Annotated in this window: 11 protein-coding genes; 4 read left to right on the top strand and 7 right to left on the bottom strand. The window is 45.4% G+C overall.

Going from position 1 to position 19468, the window contains the following annotated elements; genetic code table 11:
- Positions 1–36 precede the first annotated feature (36 nt).
- Both pflA and pflB read right to left on the bottom strand, forming a co-directional pair.
- Positions 37–777, bottom strand: coding sequence for a pyruvate formate lyase 1-activating protein (gene pflA, locus KV201_RS20050; RefSeq protein WP_063884797.1), 741 nt, complete (start codon positions 775–777; stop codon positions 37–39).
- Between the two features lie 63 nt (positions 778–840).
- Positions 841–3123 carry a formate C-acetyltransferase gene (gene pflB / locus KV201_RS20045; RefSeq protein WP_115334347.1) on the bottom strand — a complete coding sequence of 761 codons (2283 nt, stop codon included), beginning with the start codon at positions 3121–3123 and terminating at the stop codon, positions 841–843.
- A 1262-nt stretch (positions 3124–4385) separates the two neighbouring features.
- Here pflB and focA point away from each other — a divergent pair.
- On the top strand, positions 4386–5378 hold the full coding sequence (focA, locus tag KV201_RS20040) for a formate transporter FocA (RefSeq protein ID WP_226060365.1): 993 nt from the start codon (positions 4386–4388) through the stop codon (positions 5376–5378).
- Between the two features lie 152 nt (positions 5379–5530).
- On the opposite strand, the gene KV201_RS20035 is transcribed toward focA, so the two are convergent.
- The 4 genes from KV201_RS20035 to cysK form a co-directional block, all read right to left on the bottom strand.
- Positions 5531–8149: a TonB-dependent siderophore receptor gene (locus KV201_RS20035; protein ID WP_226060364.1), complete on the bottom strand. Its 2619-nt coding sequence runs from the start codon at positions 8147–8149 to the stop codon at positions 5531–5533.
- 689 nt (positions 8150–8838) lie between these two features.
- Entirely contained in the window at positions 8839–9837 is a 999-nt protein-coding gene (locus KV201_RS20030; protein WP_226060363.1) for a TDT family transporter, read from the bottom strand.
- A gap of 152 nt (positions 9838–9989) precedes the next feature.
- Positions 9990–11063 (bottom strand): methyltransferase, encoded by a 1074-nt coding sequence (locus KV201_RS20025; protein WP_226060362.1) that lies wholly within the window; start codon positions 11061–11063, stop codon positions 9990–9992.
- Positions 11064–11282: 219 nt separating this feature from the next.
- Positions 11283–12251, bottom strand: a complete 969-nt coding sequence (gene cysK / locus KV201_RS20020; protein ID WP_006085400.1) for a cysteine synthase A — start codon at positions 12249–12251, stop codon at positions 11283–11285.
- Positions 12252–12502: 251 nt separating this feature from the next.
- Between cysK and KV201_RS20015 the strand changes: the two genes are divergently transcribed.
- Both KV201_RS20015 and KV201_RS20010 read left to right on the top strand, forming a co-directional pair.
- Positions 12503–13747 (top strand): RDD family protein, encoded by a 1245-nt coding sequence (locus KV201_RS20015; RefSeq protein WP_226060360.1) that lies wholly within the window; start codon positions 12503–12505, stop codon positions 13745–13747.
- Positions 13744–14865, top strand: coding sequence for a beta-ketoacyl-ACP synthase III (locus KV201_RS20010; protein ID WP_226060358.1), 1122 nt, complete (start codon positions 13744–13746; stop codon positions 14863–14865). Before KV201_RS20015 ends, KV201_RS20010 begins: the two co-directional genes overlap by 4 nt.
- Before the next feature lie 173 nt (positions 14866–15038).
- Here KV201_RS20010 and cysZ read toward each other — a convergent pair whose 3' ends face one another.
- A complete protein-coding gene (gene cysZ, locus KV201_RS20005; RefSeq protein WP_226060357.1) occupies positions 15039–15818 on the bottom strand; it encodes a sulfate transporter CysZ in 780 nt (259 codons plus the stop codon).
- Between the two features lie 221 nt (positions 15819–16039).
- On the opposite strand from cysZ, the gene smc reads away from it, so the two are divergent.
- Positions 16040–19456: a chromosome segregation protein SMC gene (smc, locus tag KV201_RS20000; RefSeq protein ID WP_226060356.1), complete on the top strand. Its 3417-nt coding sequence runs from the start codon at positions 16040–16042 to the stop codon at positions 19454–19456.
- Positions 19457–19468: the final 12 nt, after the last annotated feature.

The raw sequence follows: 19468 nt of genomic DNA, 5'->3' as shown, positions 1-19468 counted from the left end.
TGCTGTTATCCGTGTTGGCTTTTCTATTACTGTGGATTAATAAATCGCGTTAATCCCTTGCCCAACAAATACGGCTTTGATCTTTTCCATGGTTTCTCGGCTCGGTGGTGATATGCCATCGAGTTGATAGCTTTCGCCCATGGCTTCCCACTTGTGTTTACCTAATTCGTGATAGGGTAGCAATTCTACCTTTTCAATGTTTTTCATGGGCTTGATAAACTCGGCCAGTTGTAATGCCGATGCTTCATCGTCGGTAAATCCGCCCACCACCACATACCGTATCCAAGTTGCTTGATTACGCTCTGCCAAATACTGCGCAAATTGCAATGTTCTATGGTTGCTGACTTTAGTTAACTCAATATGTTTTTCATCGTCCATGTGCTTGATGTCGAGCAGGACCAAGTCAGTGTGGTCGAGTAACTCATCAATTACTGGCGTGTACTTACGTACAAAACCATTGGTATCTAAACAGGTATGAATACCTTCTTGCTGACAGGCTGTGAATAATTCGGCGACGAATTCTGCCTGTAAAATGGCTTCACCACCACTGGCCGTAACACCACCATTGCTGGCATCGAGAAAAGGCCGATAGCTGATGATTTGACTCATTAACTCATCGACCAGAACTTCTTTTCCGCCATCAAGATCCCAAGTGTCACGGTTGTGGCAATACTGGCAGCGCATTAAACAGCCTTGCATAAAGGTGATAAACCGTATGCCTGGACCATCGACTGTGCCAAAGGATTCCACTGAGTGGATCCGACCGATAACTGCCATTGTGACTCCTGTTAAAATAAGTGAGGCTGTAGCACAGTGTACTACAGCCTTGACTAATTTAGCTTACAGACCTTTGGTGAATGTACGCGTGATCACATCTTGTTGCTGCTCTGGCGTCAGTGAATTGAAGCGCACAGCGTAGCCAGAAACACGGATGGTCAGCTGTGGATACTTTTCTGGATGCTTAACGGCATCTTCGAGCATCTCGCGGTTCATCACGTTGACGTTCAAGTGTTGGCCACCTTCTTTTTTGTCATTGTGGTCGAAGTATCCGTCCATCAATGCCGCTAAGTTGGTACGGCGAGCATCATCATCTTTACCCAGCGCATTTGGCACGATTGAGAAGGTATAAGAGATACCATCTTGAGCGTGGGCAAATGGGAGTTTTGCCACTGAGGTTAAAGAAGCGATTGCGCCTTTTTCATCACGGCCATGCATAGGGTTTGCACCCGGTGCAAATGGCGCACCTGAACGACGACCATCTGGGGTGTTACCGGTTTTCTTACCATAAACCACGTTTGAGGTGATGGTCAGAATTGACTGCGTTGGGATCGCATTGCGATACATTTTACGGTCGCGAATTTTCGCCATAAAACGTTCAACTAAGTCACAGGCGATATCATCAACACGTGGGTCGTTGTTACCAAATTTTGGATAGTCACCGCTGATTTCGAAATCAACTGCAATGCCGTTTTCATCACGAACAGGTTTTACTGTGGCGAATTTGATGGCTGACAGTGAGTCGGCTGCGATAGACAGACCCGCAATACCACAAGCCATAGTGCGACGTACGTCTCTGTCGTGCAGTGCCATTAGCGCCGCTTCGTAAGAGTACTTGTCGTGCATGAAGTGGATTGAGTTCAGTGCAGTGACATATTGAGTCGCTAACCAATCCATTAAACCGTCTAAGCGATTCATCACGTCGTCGTAGTTTAATACGGCGTCAGTGATAGGGTCGGCTTTAGGGGCAACTTGGATTTTCAGCTTTTCGTCAACGCCGCCGTTAATCGCATACAACATAGTTTTAGCTAAGTTGGCGCGGGCACCGAAGAACTGCATGTGTTTACCCACAACCATTGGGCTTACACAACAGGCGATAGCATAGTCGTCTGATTGGAAATCTGGACGCATTAGGTCATCGTTTTCATATTGGATTGAGCTAGTGTCAATAGACACTTTGGCGCAATATTTTTTGAAGCCGATGGGCAGTTTATCTGACCACAATACTGTGATGTTTGGCTCTGGACTTGGACCCATAGTGTAAAGGGTGTTCAAGAAACGGAAGCTTGATTTAGTCACTAACGTACGGCCATCTAAGCCCATACCGCCGATTGACTCAGTCGCCCAAATTGGGTCGCCAGAGAACAATTCATCGTATTCTGGAGTACGTAGGAAACGTACCATACGCAGTTTCATCACGAAATGGTCAATCATTTCCTGAGCTTGTTGCTCAGTTAAGGTGCCATTTTTCAGATCGCGTTCAATATAGATGTCGAGGAATGAAGAGGTACGGCCTAATGACATCGCCGCGCCGTTTTGGCTTTTCACTGCGGCTAAGTAACCGAAGTAAGTCCATTGAATAGCTTCTTGTGCAGTGGTCGCTGGGCGAGAAATATCGCAGCCATATTTGGCAGCCATTTTCTTCATTTGACCTAGTGCACGGTGTTGCTCAGCGATTTCTTCACGTAATTGGATAACATTTGATAATTCTTCACCCGCTTCGAACTGCGCTTGCAGTGAAGTGAATTGGGCAAACTTATCTTTCATCAGGTAATCGATACCGTAAAGTGCCACACGGCGATAGTCACCAATGATACGGCCACGGCCATAAGCATCAGGTAAACCTGTTAAAATACCTGATTTACGGCAAGCCATAATTTCTGGGGTGTAAACATCGAATACACCTTGGTTATGGGTTTTACGCAGTTCTGAATAGATGTATTTAACGTCTTCATCTAGCACACGGTCGTAGGCAGCGCATGAGCTTTCCACCATACGAATACCACCGTTAGGCAACATAGCGCGTTTTAGCGGTGCATCTGTTTGTAAGCCAACGATAGTTTCTAATTCTTTGTTGATGTAGCCAGCGTCGTGGGAAGTGATGGTAGAGACCATCTTAGTATCGAAATCAACAGGCGCGTGGGTACGGTTTTCCTGTTTGATGCCTTCCATGACTTTATCCCACAGGGTTGTGGTCGCTTCGGTGGCACCGGCAAGGAATGATTCGTCGCCTTCAAAAGGCGCGTAGTTTTGTTGGATAAAGTCACGTACATTGACTTCAGATTTCCAATCGCCAGGGGTAAAGCCTTCCCATGCGTTGGCAAACAGTTCAGTTTTTTCGGTCATCGTACTAATACCTTCTGGTTGAGATAAAGGTTATTGGCGATCAGCGTGAAGCGATGCTGAGTATAAGCCAATAGCTAATTCCTGAAATAAAGCTCCCTTCATGATGACGCCCTATGATGGGAACTGGATTTTGAAGTGCTGTCACTCCAAAAGTCTGTCTATTGATACCCGATAAGATGACAAATATTCGCTTACTTTGATTATCGGCTACCGATCAATCTCTTTTGTAATTGGTAAGACCAATTGCCCACAAGCATATTAACATAGGTCTGCCGCTATCGCATCTTAAACGGATTGGTTTGTGCTCGCTTAATCCCAAATTTGCTAGCTAGGTAGCATTTTTTTACCACAATTAGGAATACAGCACGCTTTTCAACTTGGTGTGACATTCAAACCTATGACTTCCTAGATCAATAAACCTATGGTTGTTGTCATTTACTGTCCCCCTTTATCTGGGAGAAATCTATCCTCGTATAGATTGATTTTTGCTGGGTTGGTGATGGCCGGATAAATAGGGTATGACAGTGGCTGTTGTGTTCGTGACTTAGAAACAAGCTCCTTGTTAGCTATTTGTATTAATTGTAGTTTATTCGCTAATCTCGTTGATGCTTAGGGAATGGCATAGGGTTTCCCCCTCTGGCCAAACGGTAATGCCTGAATTCCGCTAAAAAACATAAAAGAGTGGCTGAGCAAGGCTTTTACCACTCATCAGGCATGTTGTCGCTTGCTGCTGGGCTAAACTGTCAATACTGAGGCGTGGAGCGCTGGCGGAGTCAATCCAGTCGATATTGAAGTGTGCGAGTCAATCTATTGCCACATCTATGCTTTACTGCCAAATCAATGCTTCACGACTGAGTAGAGCTGAGTTTACTGAAGCTGATTTTGTGAACCGTTTGATAGCAAGTTTGATAACGAGTGTACTTGAGAGTTGAATTAGCTGGATACGAGCCATTTTGGTGTTATGGACAACCTAAATAGCATGTCATTCTGGTGGCTAAAATTGACCGCTATTGGTAAGACCAATTAACCTTTTGTGTTTTTGGCTTCAAAGTTTTCACATTTTTGGTGTGAATAACATCACGCTTTAGCAATATCTACTTCACAGCATTAGCGCGTTGTATGGTACAAAGCGAGACTTTAGTGAATCATCATTTTCAGCAAATCAACATCTCGGTTTTGATTCGTGCTATCTGCGCAACGGCGCTGCAGGAGAGATATATGCTACGCATTCAAGTCTGTTTATCTGAAGTTGGAGTCATGCAATGAAAAGCCCAAATCCATCATCAACCCCAACGGTGACAAACACTGCCCACGAAGCGCCACAGGTTTCAGCGCACTTTAGTTGTTACAATCAGGCGGAAATTTACGGTACTAGCAAAGTGGTTAAAGCGCCTTGGCAATCCTTTGGCCTGGCTGTGTTTGCTGGCGCCTTCATCGCCTTAGCCTTTGTATTTTATCTGACAGTGACCACAGGTGCTGGCGATGCGTCTTGGGGCTTAGTTCGTTTCGTTGGTGGGATAGCCTTTAGTTTAGGCCTAATTTTAGTGGTTGTTTGCGGCGGCGAGCTGTTCACCAGCTCAGTACTGAGTACCGTCGCCTGGGCACAAAAACAGGTCTCTAGCGCTGAATTACTCAAATGTTGGTGCCGGGTTTATGCGGGCAATTTTGTCGGTGCTATACTGATGGTTTGCTTAATCACCGCCGCGGGCATGTATGAACTCGATGGCGGTAACTGGGGATTAAATGCCCTTAAAGTTGCGCAACACAAACTGCATCACACTTGGATCCAAGCCTTTAGCTTAGGCATCTTATGTAACATGTTGGTGTGTTTAGGCGTGTGGATGACCTTCGCCAGCCGTGATGTGTTAACTAAATCCCTACTGTTAATCTTACCCGTGGCCATGTTCGTCAGCAGCGGTTTTGAGCACAGTATCGCTAACCTGTTTATGGTGCCTATGGGCATGATGATCCAATCTATCGCCAGCCCAGAATTCTTCACATCTTTAGGTGTGACTCAAGAGCAGTTTGCTGATTTAACTGTAACTAACTTTATATTCAACAACTTAATCCCAGTCACCCTTGGCAATATTGTCGGCGGCGGTGTGATTGTGGGTTTAGGTTATTGGTGGGTAGAGCAGGGGAAAACGCCGTCAAGCGATCCACACAAAGCTCATCATGAGCACTTTTCTGCGCCCCATTCACATACCGAAAAACCTCAACATGCGAGTGAAATCAAGCTGACGAAGCATTCCTAGAATGTTTTAAATAACCTGTTGAAGGATAAGAAAATGCCCAGCAAATAGCTGGGCATTTTTATGCTTATTCACTGGGCTTCGCAAATACAGCAAATAAAAACGGCATCCGAAGATGCCGTTTTTTGATTAGGTTCTAATTGATAAAGACGATATTAGAATTTCTGTGTATATGTTGCCGTAAATGTACGGCCATATAGGCTGTATAGAGAAGCATCATATTTAAGATTAGAATCTAAAACCGGATCTTCATTAGTTAAGTTACGAATACCTAAACTAATTTTTCCTTCCCACGGTGTAGCATAGCCATAGCTAACATCGAATGTGGTTTGCGAAGACAAGCTTCCAACTTGGGCGTATGTTTTTGGATCTGTTTTTTCTGATTGACCATCAATATATTGTGTCAATATTGATGCTGAGTGATCACCATAGCTCCAGTCGATAACCCAAGTGAACCTGAATTCAGGCATACCATTACGGCCAATTTTATCATTTACTGGCCCCTCAAAATATTCTTCCTCATTATATGAAAGAATATAGCTTAGATCGTACGAACTGCTAAAGTCACCAATAGCGGTTTCAAATCCACTATATGTTAGATTGAAGTCTATACCAGAAGTATCGAAACCTTTGCCATTTGCTTTAGGTGTTGTTGCTGACAACAACATTCCATTCGGATTATCGCCTATACGTTTGATTTCACCGCGGCTTAAGTTACCGTAACCAACTTTTTGTTCTTCTTTTAATAGTGAGTCTAAAGAGACAAAAGTAATAACATCTTTGATATCTAAGCTGTAATACTCAACTTTACTACTTAGCTTATCAGTGATATCCCATACGAGTCCTAAGTTGTAGAAATCTGATGTTTCTGGTTGTAATTTGCTATTCGCAGTGCGTGTCACATCATATTGCTTAGCTATACAGCCAGCAACATTAGTGCCTTGCACATCACAGTAATGGTAATCCGTTGCTGTATCTGCACTGAAAGAATCTGCTGCAATTAGGTCTGATAATGATGGAGCGCGGAAACCTTGACCCCATGATGCTCTGAATACAACATCATCTAAGACTTGATATCTTAGAGCGACTTTTGGTGTTGTTGCAGAGCCAAAGTCAGAGTAGTTATCATAGCGATAAGCTAAGTTTAATTCTAAGTCTTCGGTTACAGGGATAATGGATTCGGCGAACAGTGCATAGACATCACGATCACCTGAAGCACCGTTACCAGCTGAACCAATAACGGCACCAGCAGCAGTTTGCGCATCAACGTTAGCGTCATATTTATATTGGAGAGCTTCAGTTCCTAAGTACAAACCAATGTTACCAGCAGGTAACTCAATGGCCTCAAAGTTTACACCAGCATTAACACTTTGAAACTCCATTATGTCTTGCTTGAGGGTTTCGTGAGCCATGTCCGCTATAACAGATGCACTATTTCCTTCAGGACCAAAGTTGAAAATACCATCTTTCACATATCTTTCAACCGTAGGTCTGTGTACATATCCAGTACCATAGTTACTGTTTTCAGCTAAATTGTAATGGTATGTGAAGTCCCAGCCAAAGCTGTCATGTGTACCAACTAATCCCAATTGTATATCAGTGCTGTAATCGACAGTTTTTGCATCACGAGTACCAACATCTGTGAAGCGATAATAAGCTCGCCCAGCATTTTCGTTCAAACTGTTACCAGTGTATTTGCCATCCGCATCATAATTTTTTACTTCAACTTGGCCTGGGGCGACATTAAACCAGCCTGCGGCCGGAGCATAGCGACCGAAAGTTTCATTGCGAGAGAATAGACCTAAGCCTTGAAATACGATTTCATCAGAAAGTTCATATTCTGTATTTACATAGCCAGCAGTGTAAGAGCGTGCAGCATGGTTTGCAGCTTCTGCAGTAAAATCGTAACCACAGAAATAGTTACCACTGCCACCATCGTAGGTATGCCCGCCACCCACCATCTTAGGATTATCACAAGCCGTCATGGGTTTGAATTTGCCTGTTTTCCCATCAAGGAAATTACGGGCAGAATATGAAACGCCAGTGGTATCGTCAAATTTTGGCGCTAGGACATTGGAAGAACTTGAAAACCAGCGATCACGTTGATAAATGATTTCGCGGTTTAAGTGTTCAAAAGAGAAAGTGACACTGCCTTTTTCACCAACAGCGCCACCCACAATTTGTGTCTTCCATTCTTCACCACCATCTTGCACTGGTTGTGAGCTGGTCGCTGAAACTTCAAGGCCTTCAAAGCCTTTTTTAAGAATAATATTGACTACGCCAGCAACAGCATCTGAGCCATATACTGCGGAAGCACCATCTGTTAATACCTCAATTCTTTCAATCGCAGCAGTTGGGATAGTATTAAGATTGACAGCGGTTCCACCTAATGTTGGCGAGCCTGGCATACGCTTGCCATTTAATAGCACTAAAGTACGATCTGAACCCGCACCACGGAGGTTAATTGTCGCTTGTGACTGAGCACTACTACCTGAACGTTCTGAAGTAGACCCGAAGCTGTTTAAGTTACTTCTACGCAGTACGTCAGCAACAGACATTTCACCTGTTTTCTCTATATCGGAGGCACTGATAGTTGTAACGGGTGATGATCCTTCCATATCGGTACGTTTAATACGTGAGCCCGTTACTTCAATACGTTCAACTTTTGCACCGTCTTCAGCAGCAAATACTGCTGACGTTGATAAAGCCGCTGTAGCAGCTCCGCCTATTAACGCAAAGCGAACCGCTTTGGCTAATGTAGAATTTGCGCGCATTTTATTCTCCCTTAACACATGTTGTATGTTTATTTTTATTTTTCTTAAATGGTTACTTATGTAAATAATAAGCACTCATTTAATTAAGCTCCGGATATAAACACAAGAAAATAACAAGTGCAACACTGAGCTTTAATGGATCTTGTTGTTAATTTGTTAGTTTAAATCATTTAAAGGTTGTAAGTAGATTTGTCTTGAGCCAATAAACATGGGAGTTTTGTGTATTTACTGAGGAATTTGTTTGTGATACTTCTTTTTGTTTCTTGTTTTTGCGCGCTTTGTTAATGAGGTATTTTGTTTTTGTTTTTTATTTTGGATCGAGTGTTGAGTTGTGAAAATAATATTTTTTAATTATTTTCATGTAAAAAAGATAAAAGCTGATTAATATAGGGTTTGCCATTCTATATATTGAGAATTAAACGCTTTAAGTGTTGGACTATATAAGGTTTTTTGTGCGGTTTAATTTGATGTAATTTTGTTCTTCACGATTTGTAGTGATGGATTCAACAATTACAGCACTCAATTTTGTAAAGGTTAATAAGTAATCGTTTGTTAAAATTAATATCAAAAGTGTAATCGCTTAAATATAAAAGGAAGGTGAATATATATTCACCTTCCTTTTGTTTATGTTCTAGTTTGAAAATAATCTCTCATGTAAAACTAATACATTTTACAAACTGTAATTCTGTTTATTTACTCTCAAGTATGTTTGTTTGTTCTATCGCTTTAAAGCGTACTGGAAAATAGTGTCCTAAATAGCGTAGAGCAACATAGACAACCACTAAGGTGGCGATCACAAGCTCGAACTCTGCTAGGTATTTTATCCATACCGCTAATTCACCCATGTTATTGAACTGGGTTAACCAAGCTGCGGTTTTAAAGAGCGCGGTTGCACCGATAACCATAGGGAAGGTAAAGGCGGCATAGCCTGGGCTAAAGGGCAGCTTTAACAGGTGAAAGAAGGCCAAGTAGATGATGCTCGTCATCAAAATGGCGATGCTCAGCAGTAAGGCGACTAAGGGAATTGACGCCTGCTCGCAAACGGTTAAATAACCTGCGAGTGATAAACTGGCGGGCGCCGCGAGAATCGCAATGGTTGGTTTAGCTGCGTCGGGTATCGCCTGACAGAAAATGAGGCGATAGAGCATTAAAGGCAGCATGACTAAGTAAGCTAACATTCCAAAAACCAAAATGGCGTTTGCTAGCCATTGGTAGTCAGATACAGGGAAAGACACCGCCGCGACTATGATGCCAATCGGTGGCACAAACCAACTTGGTACCATGTGCTCGAGTTTAAAATCGATGGCGCGGTAGTAGATAAACGCGCTTAAGAAGAGCACATGTATACCTATGGCCACTAGCCACAGGGTTAAGCCAGCTTGGGGGAAATAATCGCCGAGTGTTTTAGACACCACCATCAGCCCCATGGCGAAGGTGGGGATCACGCTACCAATCACTGGGTGGCTGAGTTCGTCCTTTAGAATAGTCGGATGCAGCATAAACTTACCCATGAGCAGTAACAGCAACACAGAGGCGATGATGGCGCCTGTGAGTTGTCCTGCGCCATTAAGTGAAGGTGTCATGTTCTCCCATGTCCAACCTAAGCTGGCAATGGCAAGTGCTAGCCCTGCCATAGGGCTGGGAAGTTTAGCTGCGTGGGATGTCCAGCGTTTGCGTTTTGAAGTCATGTTGAATACCTCTCAATACTGACAATGCTTAACATCGCTTTTTTGGGGCGCTGTTTTGATGTCCTCAGTGTACTGCGGGTATCAATGGTAAATAAATTTGATTAATTTTATTCATATAATAATTTTTTCTTACTTAAAGGTTGCCATTAAACTTAAGGTTTGAGTTTACAGCGCAGTAGCGTGTGCCCTAGGCCAAGATTGTCTGTATCTTCATCCACATACAGTCCCGCTTGGTGAAGCAGGGCCAATAAATCCTTAGAGTGATACATGCGGCTATTGCCATTGGCCATGGCGCTGAAATAGAGGCTAGTGGCATTTACGCAATAGGCAGAGGCGGCCGATGGCTGTCTATCCCAAAAGGTTTCGACGATAAAGAGTTGGCTGCTTGGCGTCATTGCCTTTGCCGTGCGTTGTAAAATGCTCAGGATCTGGCTTGTTGAAAAGCAATCTAGAAACTGGCTCATCCAGTAAGTATCCGCGCCATCGACAAAAGGCAGGGTGTCGTCCAGCAGATCGGTGGCAAAGGTATGGACTCGCGCGGCAACGCCCCGCGCGATGGCATTTTGCGTCGCCACTTCAAGTTGCCCTGGAAAATCCATAATCGTGACTTCAATGTTGGCGTCATAATCGCAGCAGCTCAGCGCCCATTTCCCCGTGTTGCCACCTATATCCACTAAATGGCTTGGCTTATGGGCAAACACTAACGGCAGAAGCTGTGGAAAGGCATGATCCGAATAGTAATGATCGAAGGCAAACCAGCTCAGTTTCGCTTTGGGTGGTAAATCCTTCAAGGCAGGGTAGATAGTATCCCAGTCACCGAAAACCTTGAGTCCTGCGGCCTTTCCTTTGAGTAGTGCGGTATCAAGGCTAAAAAGGCCTTGATAACAAACGTCCTGCACAAAGTTAAGGTTGATGGCGGCCATGTCGTCATGGAGTAAAAAGTGCCCCGTTTTGTCGAGTACATAGCCAGACTCATGCTGCCAAACGAGCCCCATGCTGAGCCCCATATCCAGCAAGACTCCAAGGGCGTACTCACTCAGTGGTGTCGATTGGCTTAACTCGGCCGCAGTGATCCCACGTTCAGCCGCGTTATCTATTTGCGCTAGCACATCGAATTTGAGCAGACAGTGTGCGACTTGGAAACTAATGGGGCCAAAGGCGATTTTTTGCGCTTCAAACTTAGCATTAAAGGCGCTGATATGACTTGGAGTGCGGTAAAAAGGCATAAAAAGGAATAAATTGGCGAGAATATCCGTTCTTTATAACTCACTGAGCCGCTAATGCTACTGGTGATACTGAGAACTATGAGCTGCATCCAAACTTGAGCCGGAACTTGTTTGCGCTCTGCAGTCGGGATCTAATTAATGCAATGTCACAAATAAAAATACCCAGCAGAGGCTGGGTATTTAAAGGGCTGGGTATTTTAAAGGGGAATCCAACGTCGATTATTGAATGTTTTCTTCGTCGCCGAATTGGCCTTGGAACAAGACTGAAGATAAGTAACGTTCGGCAGCCGATGGCAAAATTACCACAATGGTTTTGCCCGCAAATTCTGGTAATTCAGCGATGCGGTTTGCGGCAACAACGGCGGCACCCGATGAAATACCCACTAAAATGCCTTCTTCTTGCATTAAGCGACGGGCCATGTCGATGGCTTCATCGTTGGTGACTGCTTCTACGCGGTCAATCAACTCTAAATCTAAGTTACCAGGGATAAAGCCTGCGCCAATACCTTGGATTTTATGTGGACCAGGTTGTACCGGTAAACCCGCTAAGGTTTGCGCAATCACAGGAGAATCTGCTGGCTCAACCGCCACTGAGGTAATGGTTTTGCCTGCTACTTTTTTCAAGTAACGGCTGACACCTGTAATCGTACCGCCCGTACCTACACCGGCAACAAACACATCCACTTCGCCATCGGTATCATTCCAGATTTCTGGACCTGTGGTTTTTTCATGGATTTCTGGGTTAGCAGGGTTATTAAACTGCTGTAATAAAATGTATTTTTCAGGAGCCGATTGACGGATTTCTTCCGCTTTATCAATCGCACCTTTCATGCCTTTCGCGCCTTCTGTTAGCACGAGATTTGCGCCAAGGGCTTTAAGCAGCTTACGACGCTCTAAACTCATGGTATTTGGCATCGTCAGGGTAAGCTTATAACCACGGGCCGCGGCAACATACGCCAGCGCAATACCTGTGTTACCAGACGTCGGCTCAATCAGCTCGTGATCTTTAGTCAGTAGACCCTTTTTCTCGGCATCCCAAATCATATTGGCACCGATACGGCATTTAACACTGAAACTTGGGTTACGCGCTTCGACTTTGGCCAGCACTTTACCTTGGCTAACACGGTTTAAACGTACTAGCGGGGTATTACCAATAGTATATGAATTGTCTTCGAAAATTTTGCTCATGGATTGCTTGCTCCTATGTTGGCACTATTGAATCATAATCTGCTGTGGCGCTTTTAGAAGTGATTGTTTGTTCTTCTTTATTCGATTTGGTTATTAAAGGATGTGCTGTTATTCGCAAACCCTGATTGGCAGCCAGTTTAACTGTGTTAACCTCTTGCTAACATAAAAAAGATTGTTGCATTCGCAAGGATAACTTCTTGATGTGTCAATCGTAAAACAAGCCTATCACTCGTATCGGACAAGACGCAAACATGAAACAACAGCAAACGGATTTGGGCAAAGACCCAAAAACTATGGTGACTCCCCATGCTTTTACCATTGCAGACACTGTACTTTATACGCCATTGGCGGCGCCCTTAAAACGTGCTTTAGCCATGTTGATTGATGGTTTACTGATCACAGTGTTAGCGGAGCAGATGGATTGGATGTTTGTATTGCTGGTGGTCGGTATCATTTATATTGAGAAACGCAGTCATCAATTGGGTCGTTTACTCAAATGGGGACTTTATGCCGCAATGTTAGCTTTTATGTTGCTCACGACCGCCGATAACCTGCTTAATGTTAATGGCTCAAACAATACCGATAATGAGCAGGCAGTTGAGGGGTCTGCCTTGGGTAAACAAATTATTACCTCGCTTCCTGCCATCATTTCGTTGAGCCTTTGTGATAATTACGCTTGTGGTAAAACTCAAGTTCAATCCCTGCGCGAGGTGATAGAAAACGCTTCAGCATCAAAGGGCATGACAGAGATTGAGCGACGGGAGATAGTCCTTAGCGCCATCGCCAACAGTAGTTTGTCTGCCGCAGACAGCGAAAAGCTCCAGACGGAAGTGCTTGATGGCACCTTGTGGCCAGTTATCGCGCCCCAAGCTGAGTTGCAAATGCCTGATACTCAGTCTGAGCCTAAGTCGACACAAGCCATTGAAAATATTGAACCAACTGACCCCGCGCAAGGTGTTGCGGCTAACACTGCAAAAGTAACCGAAACGACAGACACAACCAAAAAAGTACCTTCGCCAAGCACAAGAGTGAAAAGCACCGATGATGAAGAGGAATCCACCACCCACAGTGTTATCGCTTGGGTTAAAGGCTTTATGAGTGATATGGGGCTGGGCTTTGGTTGGGCGGCGTTTTACTTTACCGTCTTTACCGCGCGGTTTGATGGTCAAACCTTAGGTAAGAAGATGCTTGGCATTCGGGTGATCCAGCTCGATGGCGCTAAAATCAGTTTATGGTCCGCCTTTGGCCGTTATGGTGGTTACGCTGCAGGCTTCACTACTGGCTTACTTGGCTTTATGCAAATATTTTGGGATGCCAATCGGCAGGGGATCCAAGATAAAATATCTTCAACAGTCGTGATAGACTTAGCACAAATGCATAAAAAGCAACGATTAGAGCAGCAAGTACAGGGGCAAAGTGAGTTAGCGCCCGCGCTTACGAGTGATGATGCCGCCTCTGCTCACCTTACAACAAGCACCCGTTCGGAGCACCTATGAAACAGGTCGTGATTTCGGGGAGTGGCTTATTTACGCCGCCCCACAGTATTTCTAATGAAGCCTTAGTTGAGAGCTTCAATGCCTATGTGGATATTTACAATCTTGAAAATGCAGGCTTAATCGAGCAAGGCCATGTCGAGGCTTTGTCCTATTCCTCGAGCGAATTTATTGAAAAGGCCTCGGGCATCAAGCACAGATATGTGATGGTGAAAGAGGGCATTCTCGATCCCGAAGTCATGATGCCGTTAATTCCAGAGCGCAGCAGCGACGAGTTATCTATGCAGGCTGAAATTGGGGTTGAAGCCGCATTGATGGCACTTAACAATGCCAATCTCAAAGCTGAGCAGATTGATCTGGTGATTGTCGCCTGTGCTTATACTCAGCGTGCCTATCCTGCGATGGCGATTGAAATTCAACGTGCACTCGGAACGCGCGGTTATGGTTACGACATGCAAGTGGCGTGTTCATCGGCAACCTTTGCAATTGTTGCCGCTGCTAATGCGATTGCGACGGGCTCAGCTTCAAGAGTGTTAGTCATCAACCCTGAGATTTGTTCGGCGCAAGTGAATTATCGCGACCGTGACAGCCATTTTATCTTTGGTGATGTCGCGACCGCACTGGTACTGGAAGAGCAAAGCCTAGCTCAATCTGACAATGTGTTTAAAATCCTCTCAAGCCGCTGTTTTACTGATTATTCGAATAATATTCGCAGTAATTTTGGTTTCTTGAATCGCTGCGATCCCAGTGCTGCCCATCAGGCCGATAAACTGTTCCACCAACAAGGGCGCAAAGTGTTTAAAGAGCTGCTGCCGATGATTTACCAACATTTGGATGAATATCTGGCCGAACAAGCGTTAACGCCGCAGTCTTTCAAGCGTTTGTGGTTGCATCAAGCGAACATCAACATGAATCAGTTCGTGGTGCGAAAGCTGCTTGGGGATGATGTGTCAGCGGAACAAGCGCCTGTCGTGTTAGACGAGTACGCCAATACCGCATCCGCGGGCTCTGTTATTGCATTTCACAAGTATTCCAGCGACTTTAAAGCGGGTGATTTAGGCTTGTTAAGCTCCTTTGGCGCGGGATATTCCATCGGCAGTGTGATTTTGCAGAAGTGCTAAGCTGAACTTGGCAGCGCAGATTGTTCTGCGATCTTTATCAATAAAAAATCTCTCCATAGAAAATTTTTTAATAAAAAGCCTATCAATAAAAACAGCCTCAATTGAGGCTGTTTTTATGTTGCAGGAATCAATATCAAACCCACATCATTTTAGATAAGTATTTGTATCTTTGATTATTCTGGGGCTATTACATGATTGCGGTAGGCTTCACGATACTTGTCGACCCACATGGCCGTTGCGCCACAAATCGCCACAGGCATCACGATAAAGTTGACGATAGGGATCATCGAAAACAGTGTCACAGTGGCGCCAAAGCTAAAACTCGTGCCACGGGTTTGATTCAAGGCAAAGCGCATATCCTTAAAACTGACCTTATGGTTATCAAAGGGATAATCGCAGTACTGAATTGCCATCATCCAAGCGCTGAACAGGAACCATAAGATTGGCGCCAGCGTTTGGCCCACCATAGGCACTAAAAACAGCAATAAAAATACCAATGCGCGGGGCAGATAGTATTTGAGTTTTATCCACTCACGCCCAAGGATACGCGGTAAGTCTTTGATTAAATCAATACCAGAACCGGTATTCAGCGGCTTGCCAGTTAACAGCTGCTCGACTTTTTCAGCCAACAGACCATTAAAGGGGGCGGCGAGCCAGTTCATTACCGAGCTGAACACAAAGGCGAGCATCACCAGCATAGTGGTGACGGCGAGTGGCCAAAGTAAAAAGTTTAACCAGCTTAAGTAGTCAGGCAACTGGGCATTCATCCAAGTGAATAGCGTATCTAACTGGCCTATTGCTACATAAATGACGCCCGCAAACAGCAGCAGGTTGATCATCAAGGGAATAAACACGAAAGTGCGCAGGCCTTTACGTGTAATTAAACCAAAGCCATCGAGAAAATAATTAACGCCGCTTTTGGCTGGGAAGGGCAAGGTTTTCTTCTGTGTCATATCGTCTTTCCAAAAAGTTGGGCTACAGCTTGAGAGACAGCCTGATATAAAGATAACTGCGATTGTGATCAACTCATGGGCAGATGACAAGCTAAAAGCCGCATGAATTCAATAAAAAGCGTTACAAAATGCTGCCTGCTTTGTTAAAGTTGGCCGATAAATGTATTTGCACCACTGGGCTCATTTTCGGGCCAGACTTCAGAGACGCGCTAACTGGCACCATGAGATTAAAACAGATAAAACTTGCCGGCTTTAAGTCGTTTGTCGATCCCACTAAAATTCCTTTTTTACAGGCATTAACCGCCATTATTGGCCCAAATGGCTGCGGTAAATCGAATGTGATCGATGCCGTGCGTTGGGTATTGGGTGAGAGTTCGGCGAAACATCTGCGCGGTGATTCGATGGCCGACGTGATCTTTAACGGCTCAAGCGCGCGAAAACCTGTGTCTGTGGCGGGTGTTGAACTTATTTTTGAAAACAAAGATGGTCGCCTCGCGGGCCAGTATGCGAGTTACGAAGAAATCGCCGTTAAGCGTCAGGTGAGTCGAGACGGTGAGTCTTGGTATTTTCTCAATGGCCAAAAGTGTCGCCGTAAAGACATTACCGACTTGTTTATGGGCACAGGCCTTGGTCCGCGCAGTTACGCCATTATTGAGCAAGGCACCATTTCCCGCCTTATCGAATCTAAACCCCAAGACTTGCGCACTTTTATTGAAGAAGCCGCAGGGATTTCTCGCTATAAAGAACGCCGCCGTGAAACCGAAAACCGTATCCGCCATACCCGCGAAAACCTCGAGCGTTTAGGCGATATTCGCAGTGAACTCGGCAAACAGTTAGATAAACTGGCGCAGCAGGCCAAGGCCGCGAAGCAATATCGCGAGCTTAAACAGGCCGAGCGCAAGACCCATGCTGAACTCCTCGTGATGCGCTATCAAGAGTTGCAAGATCAGATGGCGAGTCTGTCTGAGCAAATCCGCGCCATCGAAGTGCAGCAAGCGGCGGCGCAGTCGCTGGCGCAAACCGATGAATTGCAAACCACTGAATTGCAAGTGCAACTCGCCCAATTAGCGGAGCAAGAACAACGCGCGGTCGAAGCCTATTATCTGACGGGCACCGAAATCGCTAAGTTAGAACAACAGTTACAGAATCAAAAGCAGCGTGATGCCCAGCTCGAAACCCAGTTGGCGCAAGTGAAAGAGCAGATCCTGCAAAACACCGATAAGCTCAACGGCTATAAAGCGAGTCTTAGCGCGTTAGAACTTGAGCTTGCCAAGCTTGGGCCGCAGCATGATGAACAGCAAGAAATCATGGATGAGCTGCAATCCCAATGGGAAATGAGCATAGAGCGCAGTCAGCAGCAGGCCGAAGTGGCGCGCCAACAGGCCGTGGATGTTTCGCAGCATAAGTTACAGCTTGAACTGCGCCGCAGTCAGTTAGCGCATCAGCAGCAATTATTACAGCATAAACAGCAGCAAAGCAGTGAGCAGCAAGCGCAGCTCGTCGCTTTAGTGGACAGCGACCTCGCCTCAAACATCACACCACTGCAACAAGAAATAGCGTCTCTTGCTGACGCCACTAGGCTACAAACCGAGATTAATCATCAGCAAGAACAAATTGTTAGCGCAAGCACGCAAGCTTTGGATGACGCCCGCCATAGCGCCGAGCACATTCAGCAGCAATTAACCGCGACTAAAGCGCGCCATGAGCTGGTTGAACAGTGGTTGACTAAGCAGGAACAGCAAAGTGATAAACCGCAGTTATGGCAGAGTCTAACCGTTGAAAATGGTTGGGAAACCGCGGCCGAACTCGCCCTCAATGGCTTGTTGACCTTGCCCGTTGGCGTCACTGAGACCGAAGTGGGGTTTCAAGCTTTAGCGTCGCAATCCACCCAGAGTGAGTATTTACAGGCTGAGGTGAATCTTGCCCCTTGGTTAGCGGGGCTTAAGTGGGCAAAAGATATTCACGCGGCAAAACAGCTACTGCGGCAGTTAAAGACCGATGAGCGGATAGTCACCGCTGACGGGTATCTCCTCGGGCAAGGTTTTTTAATCACTAAGACAGAGGGTGCTCAGTCACTGGTACAGCTCAGCAAAGAGCAAGCCCAGTTAGCGCAAAACATCCTCGATTTGCAGCAATCCTTGCACCTACAGCAAGATAAGATGACGGAACTTGCGGCTACCTTGCAGCAGCAAAGACAACAATTGACTGCTGGCGCGCAAAAATTGCATCAATTACAGTTGGATAAAGCGACAAAGTCGATGCAGCTCAGAGGCTTAACTGAGCAAGTGAAGGCGCGCGCTGAGCAGCAGAGCAAACTTGAAGCGGCATTAAGCGCGAGCTTGATTGACATTGAACGCTTGAGCGAGCAATTCGAATTATTGGCAGAACAAGAAACAGAGCTTGATGATGCGTTGCAGGCGAGTCTAGATATCCAGCGACAACTCACCCAAGACACGCAGGCCGATAGCGTGCGCCATCAAGCATTGAAAGCGCGTATTACTGAGGTTGAACGTCAGTTATCGACCACAGCTTCTGCCTTACAAGCTGTAACGATGCGCATGGCCGTCAGTACCGAACAAATTGAATTACAGCAAGTGCGAGTCAATGAACTTATCCACACTCGTGAGTCAGTGTTAACTGAACTTGCCAAAGTCGCCCAATTGAGTGGCGTACAAAATAGTGTGCAGCTGACTGAGCAGTTAACGCAGTTATTGCAGCAACAACATGAGCAACAACAGGGCTTAAAAAACGTCCGTCAGCAGCAAAGTGGGCTCACAGAGACATTAAACAGTATAGGAATAAAGCAAAAACAAGAGCTTGGTAAGCTTGAGGGCTTGACTCAAAGCCTGAGCACGTTAAAGTTACGTCGTGAAGGAATAAAAGGCCAAGCCAATAGTCAGCTGGAAGCCTTACAGGAACAGCAAATTGTTCTGTCTGAAATCCTTGGAAACCTGCCCGCGGAGGGCATGCCTGACAAGTGGCAGAGTGATTTAGATCAAATACGGCAGAAAATTGTTCGCTTAGGTGCGATTAACCTTGCGGCTATCGAAGAATTTGAACAGCAAAGTGAGCGAAAATCCTATCTTGATCATCAAGATGACGATTTAAATAAGGGACTGGCGACCTTAGAGGAAGCGATCCGTAAGATAGACAAAGAAACCCGAAGCCGCTTTAAGACGACATTTGACTCAGTCAATGAAGATCTCGGACGCTTATTTCCAAAGGTGTTTGGTGGCGGTCGAGCTTACTTAGCGTTAACGGACGATGATTTACTGGAAACTGGCGTCACTATCATGGCGCAGCCGCCAGGTAAGAAGAACAGCACAATCCATCTTCTTTCGGGTGGTGAAAAAGCCTTAACCGCTTTATCATTGGTATTCGCAATTTTTAGGCTGAATCCTGCTCCCTTCTGTATGCTAGACGAAGTGGATGCGCCATTAGACGATGCCAACGTAGAACGTTTCTGTCGATTACTGAAAGAAATGTCACAGAGCGTACAGTTTATTTATATCAGCCATAACAAAATAACCATGGAAATGGCTGATCAACTTATAGGCGTGACTATGCACGAGCCCGGTGTGTCTCGTATAGTCGCGGTAGACATAGAGCAAGCGGTGGCGATGGCTGACGCTGGATAACTAGAACAAAGA

Source organism: Shewanella sp. SR1 (assembly GCF_020447145.1).
Taxonomy (GTDB): Bacteria; Pseudomonadota; Gammaproteobacteria; order Enterobacterales; family Shewanellaceae; genus Shewanella; species Shewanella baltica.
Note: the sequence above shows the minus strand (reverse complement) of the source record. Positions and strands in the feature narration are given on the sequence as shown.

Coding starts and splice junctions, on each gene's coding strand:
- pflA (WP_063884797.1), bottom strand. CDS start 777: ATGGCAGTTATCGGTCGGATCCACTCAGTGGAATCCTTTGGCACAGTC.
- pflB (WP_115334347.1), bottom strand. CDS start 3,123: ATGACCGAAAAAACTGAACTGTTTGCCAACGCATGGGAAGGCTTTACC.
- focA (WP_226060365.1), top strand. CDS start 4,386: ATGAAAAGCCCAAATCCATCATCAACCCCAACGGTGACAAACACTGCC.
- KV201_RS20035 (WP_226060364.1), bottom strand. CDS start 8,149: ATGCGCGCAAATTCTACATTAGCCAAAGCGGTTCGCTTTGCGTTAATA.
- KV201_RS20030 (WP_226060363.1), bottom strand. CDS start 9,837: ATGACTTCAAAACGCAAACGCTGGACATCCCACGCAGCTAAACTTCCC.
- KV201_RS20025 (WP_226060362.1), bottom strand. CDS start 11,063: ATGCCTTTTTACCGCACTCCAAGTCATATCAGCGCCTTTAATGCTAAG.
- cysK (WP_006085400.1), bottom strand. CDS start 12,251: ATGAGCAAAATTTTCGAAGACAATTCATATACTATTGGTAATACCCCG.
- KV201_RS20015 (WP_226060360.1), top strand. CDS start 12,503: ATGAAACAACAGCAAACGGATTTGGGCAAAGACCCAAAAACTATGGTG.
- KV201_RS20010 (WP_226060358.1), top strand. CDS start 13,744: ATGAAACAGGTCGTGATTTCGGGGAGTGGCTTATTTACGCCGCCCCAC.
- cysZ (WP_226060357.1), bottom strand. CDS start 15,818: ATGACACAGAAGAAAACCTTGCCCTTCCCAGCCAAAAGCGGCGTTAAT.
- smc (WP_226060356.1), top strand. CDS start 16,040: ATGAGATTAAAACAGATAAAACTTGCCGGCTTTAAGTCGTTTGTCGAT.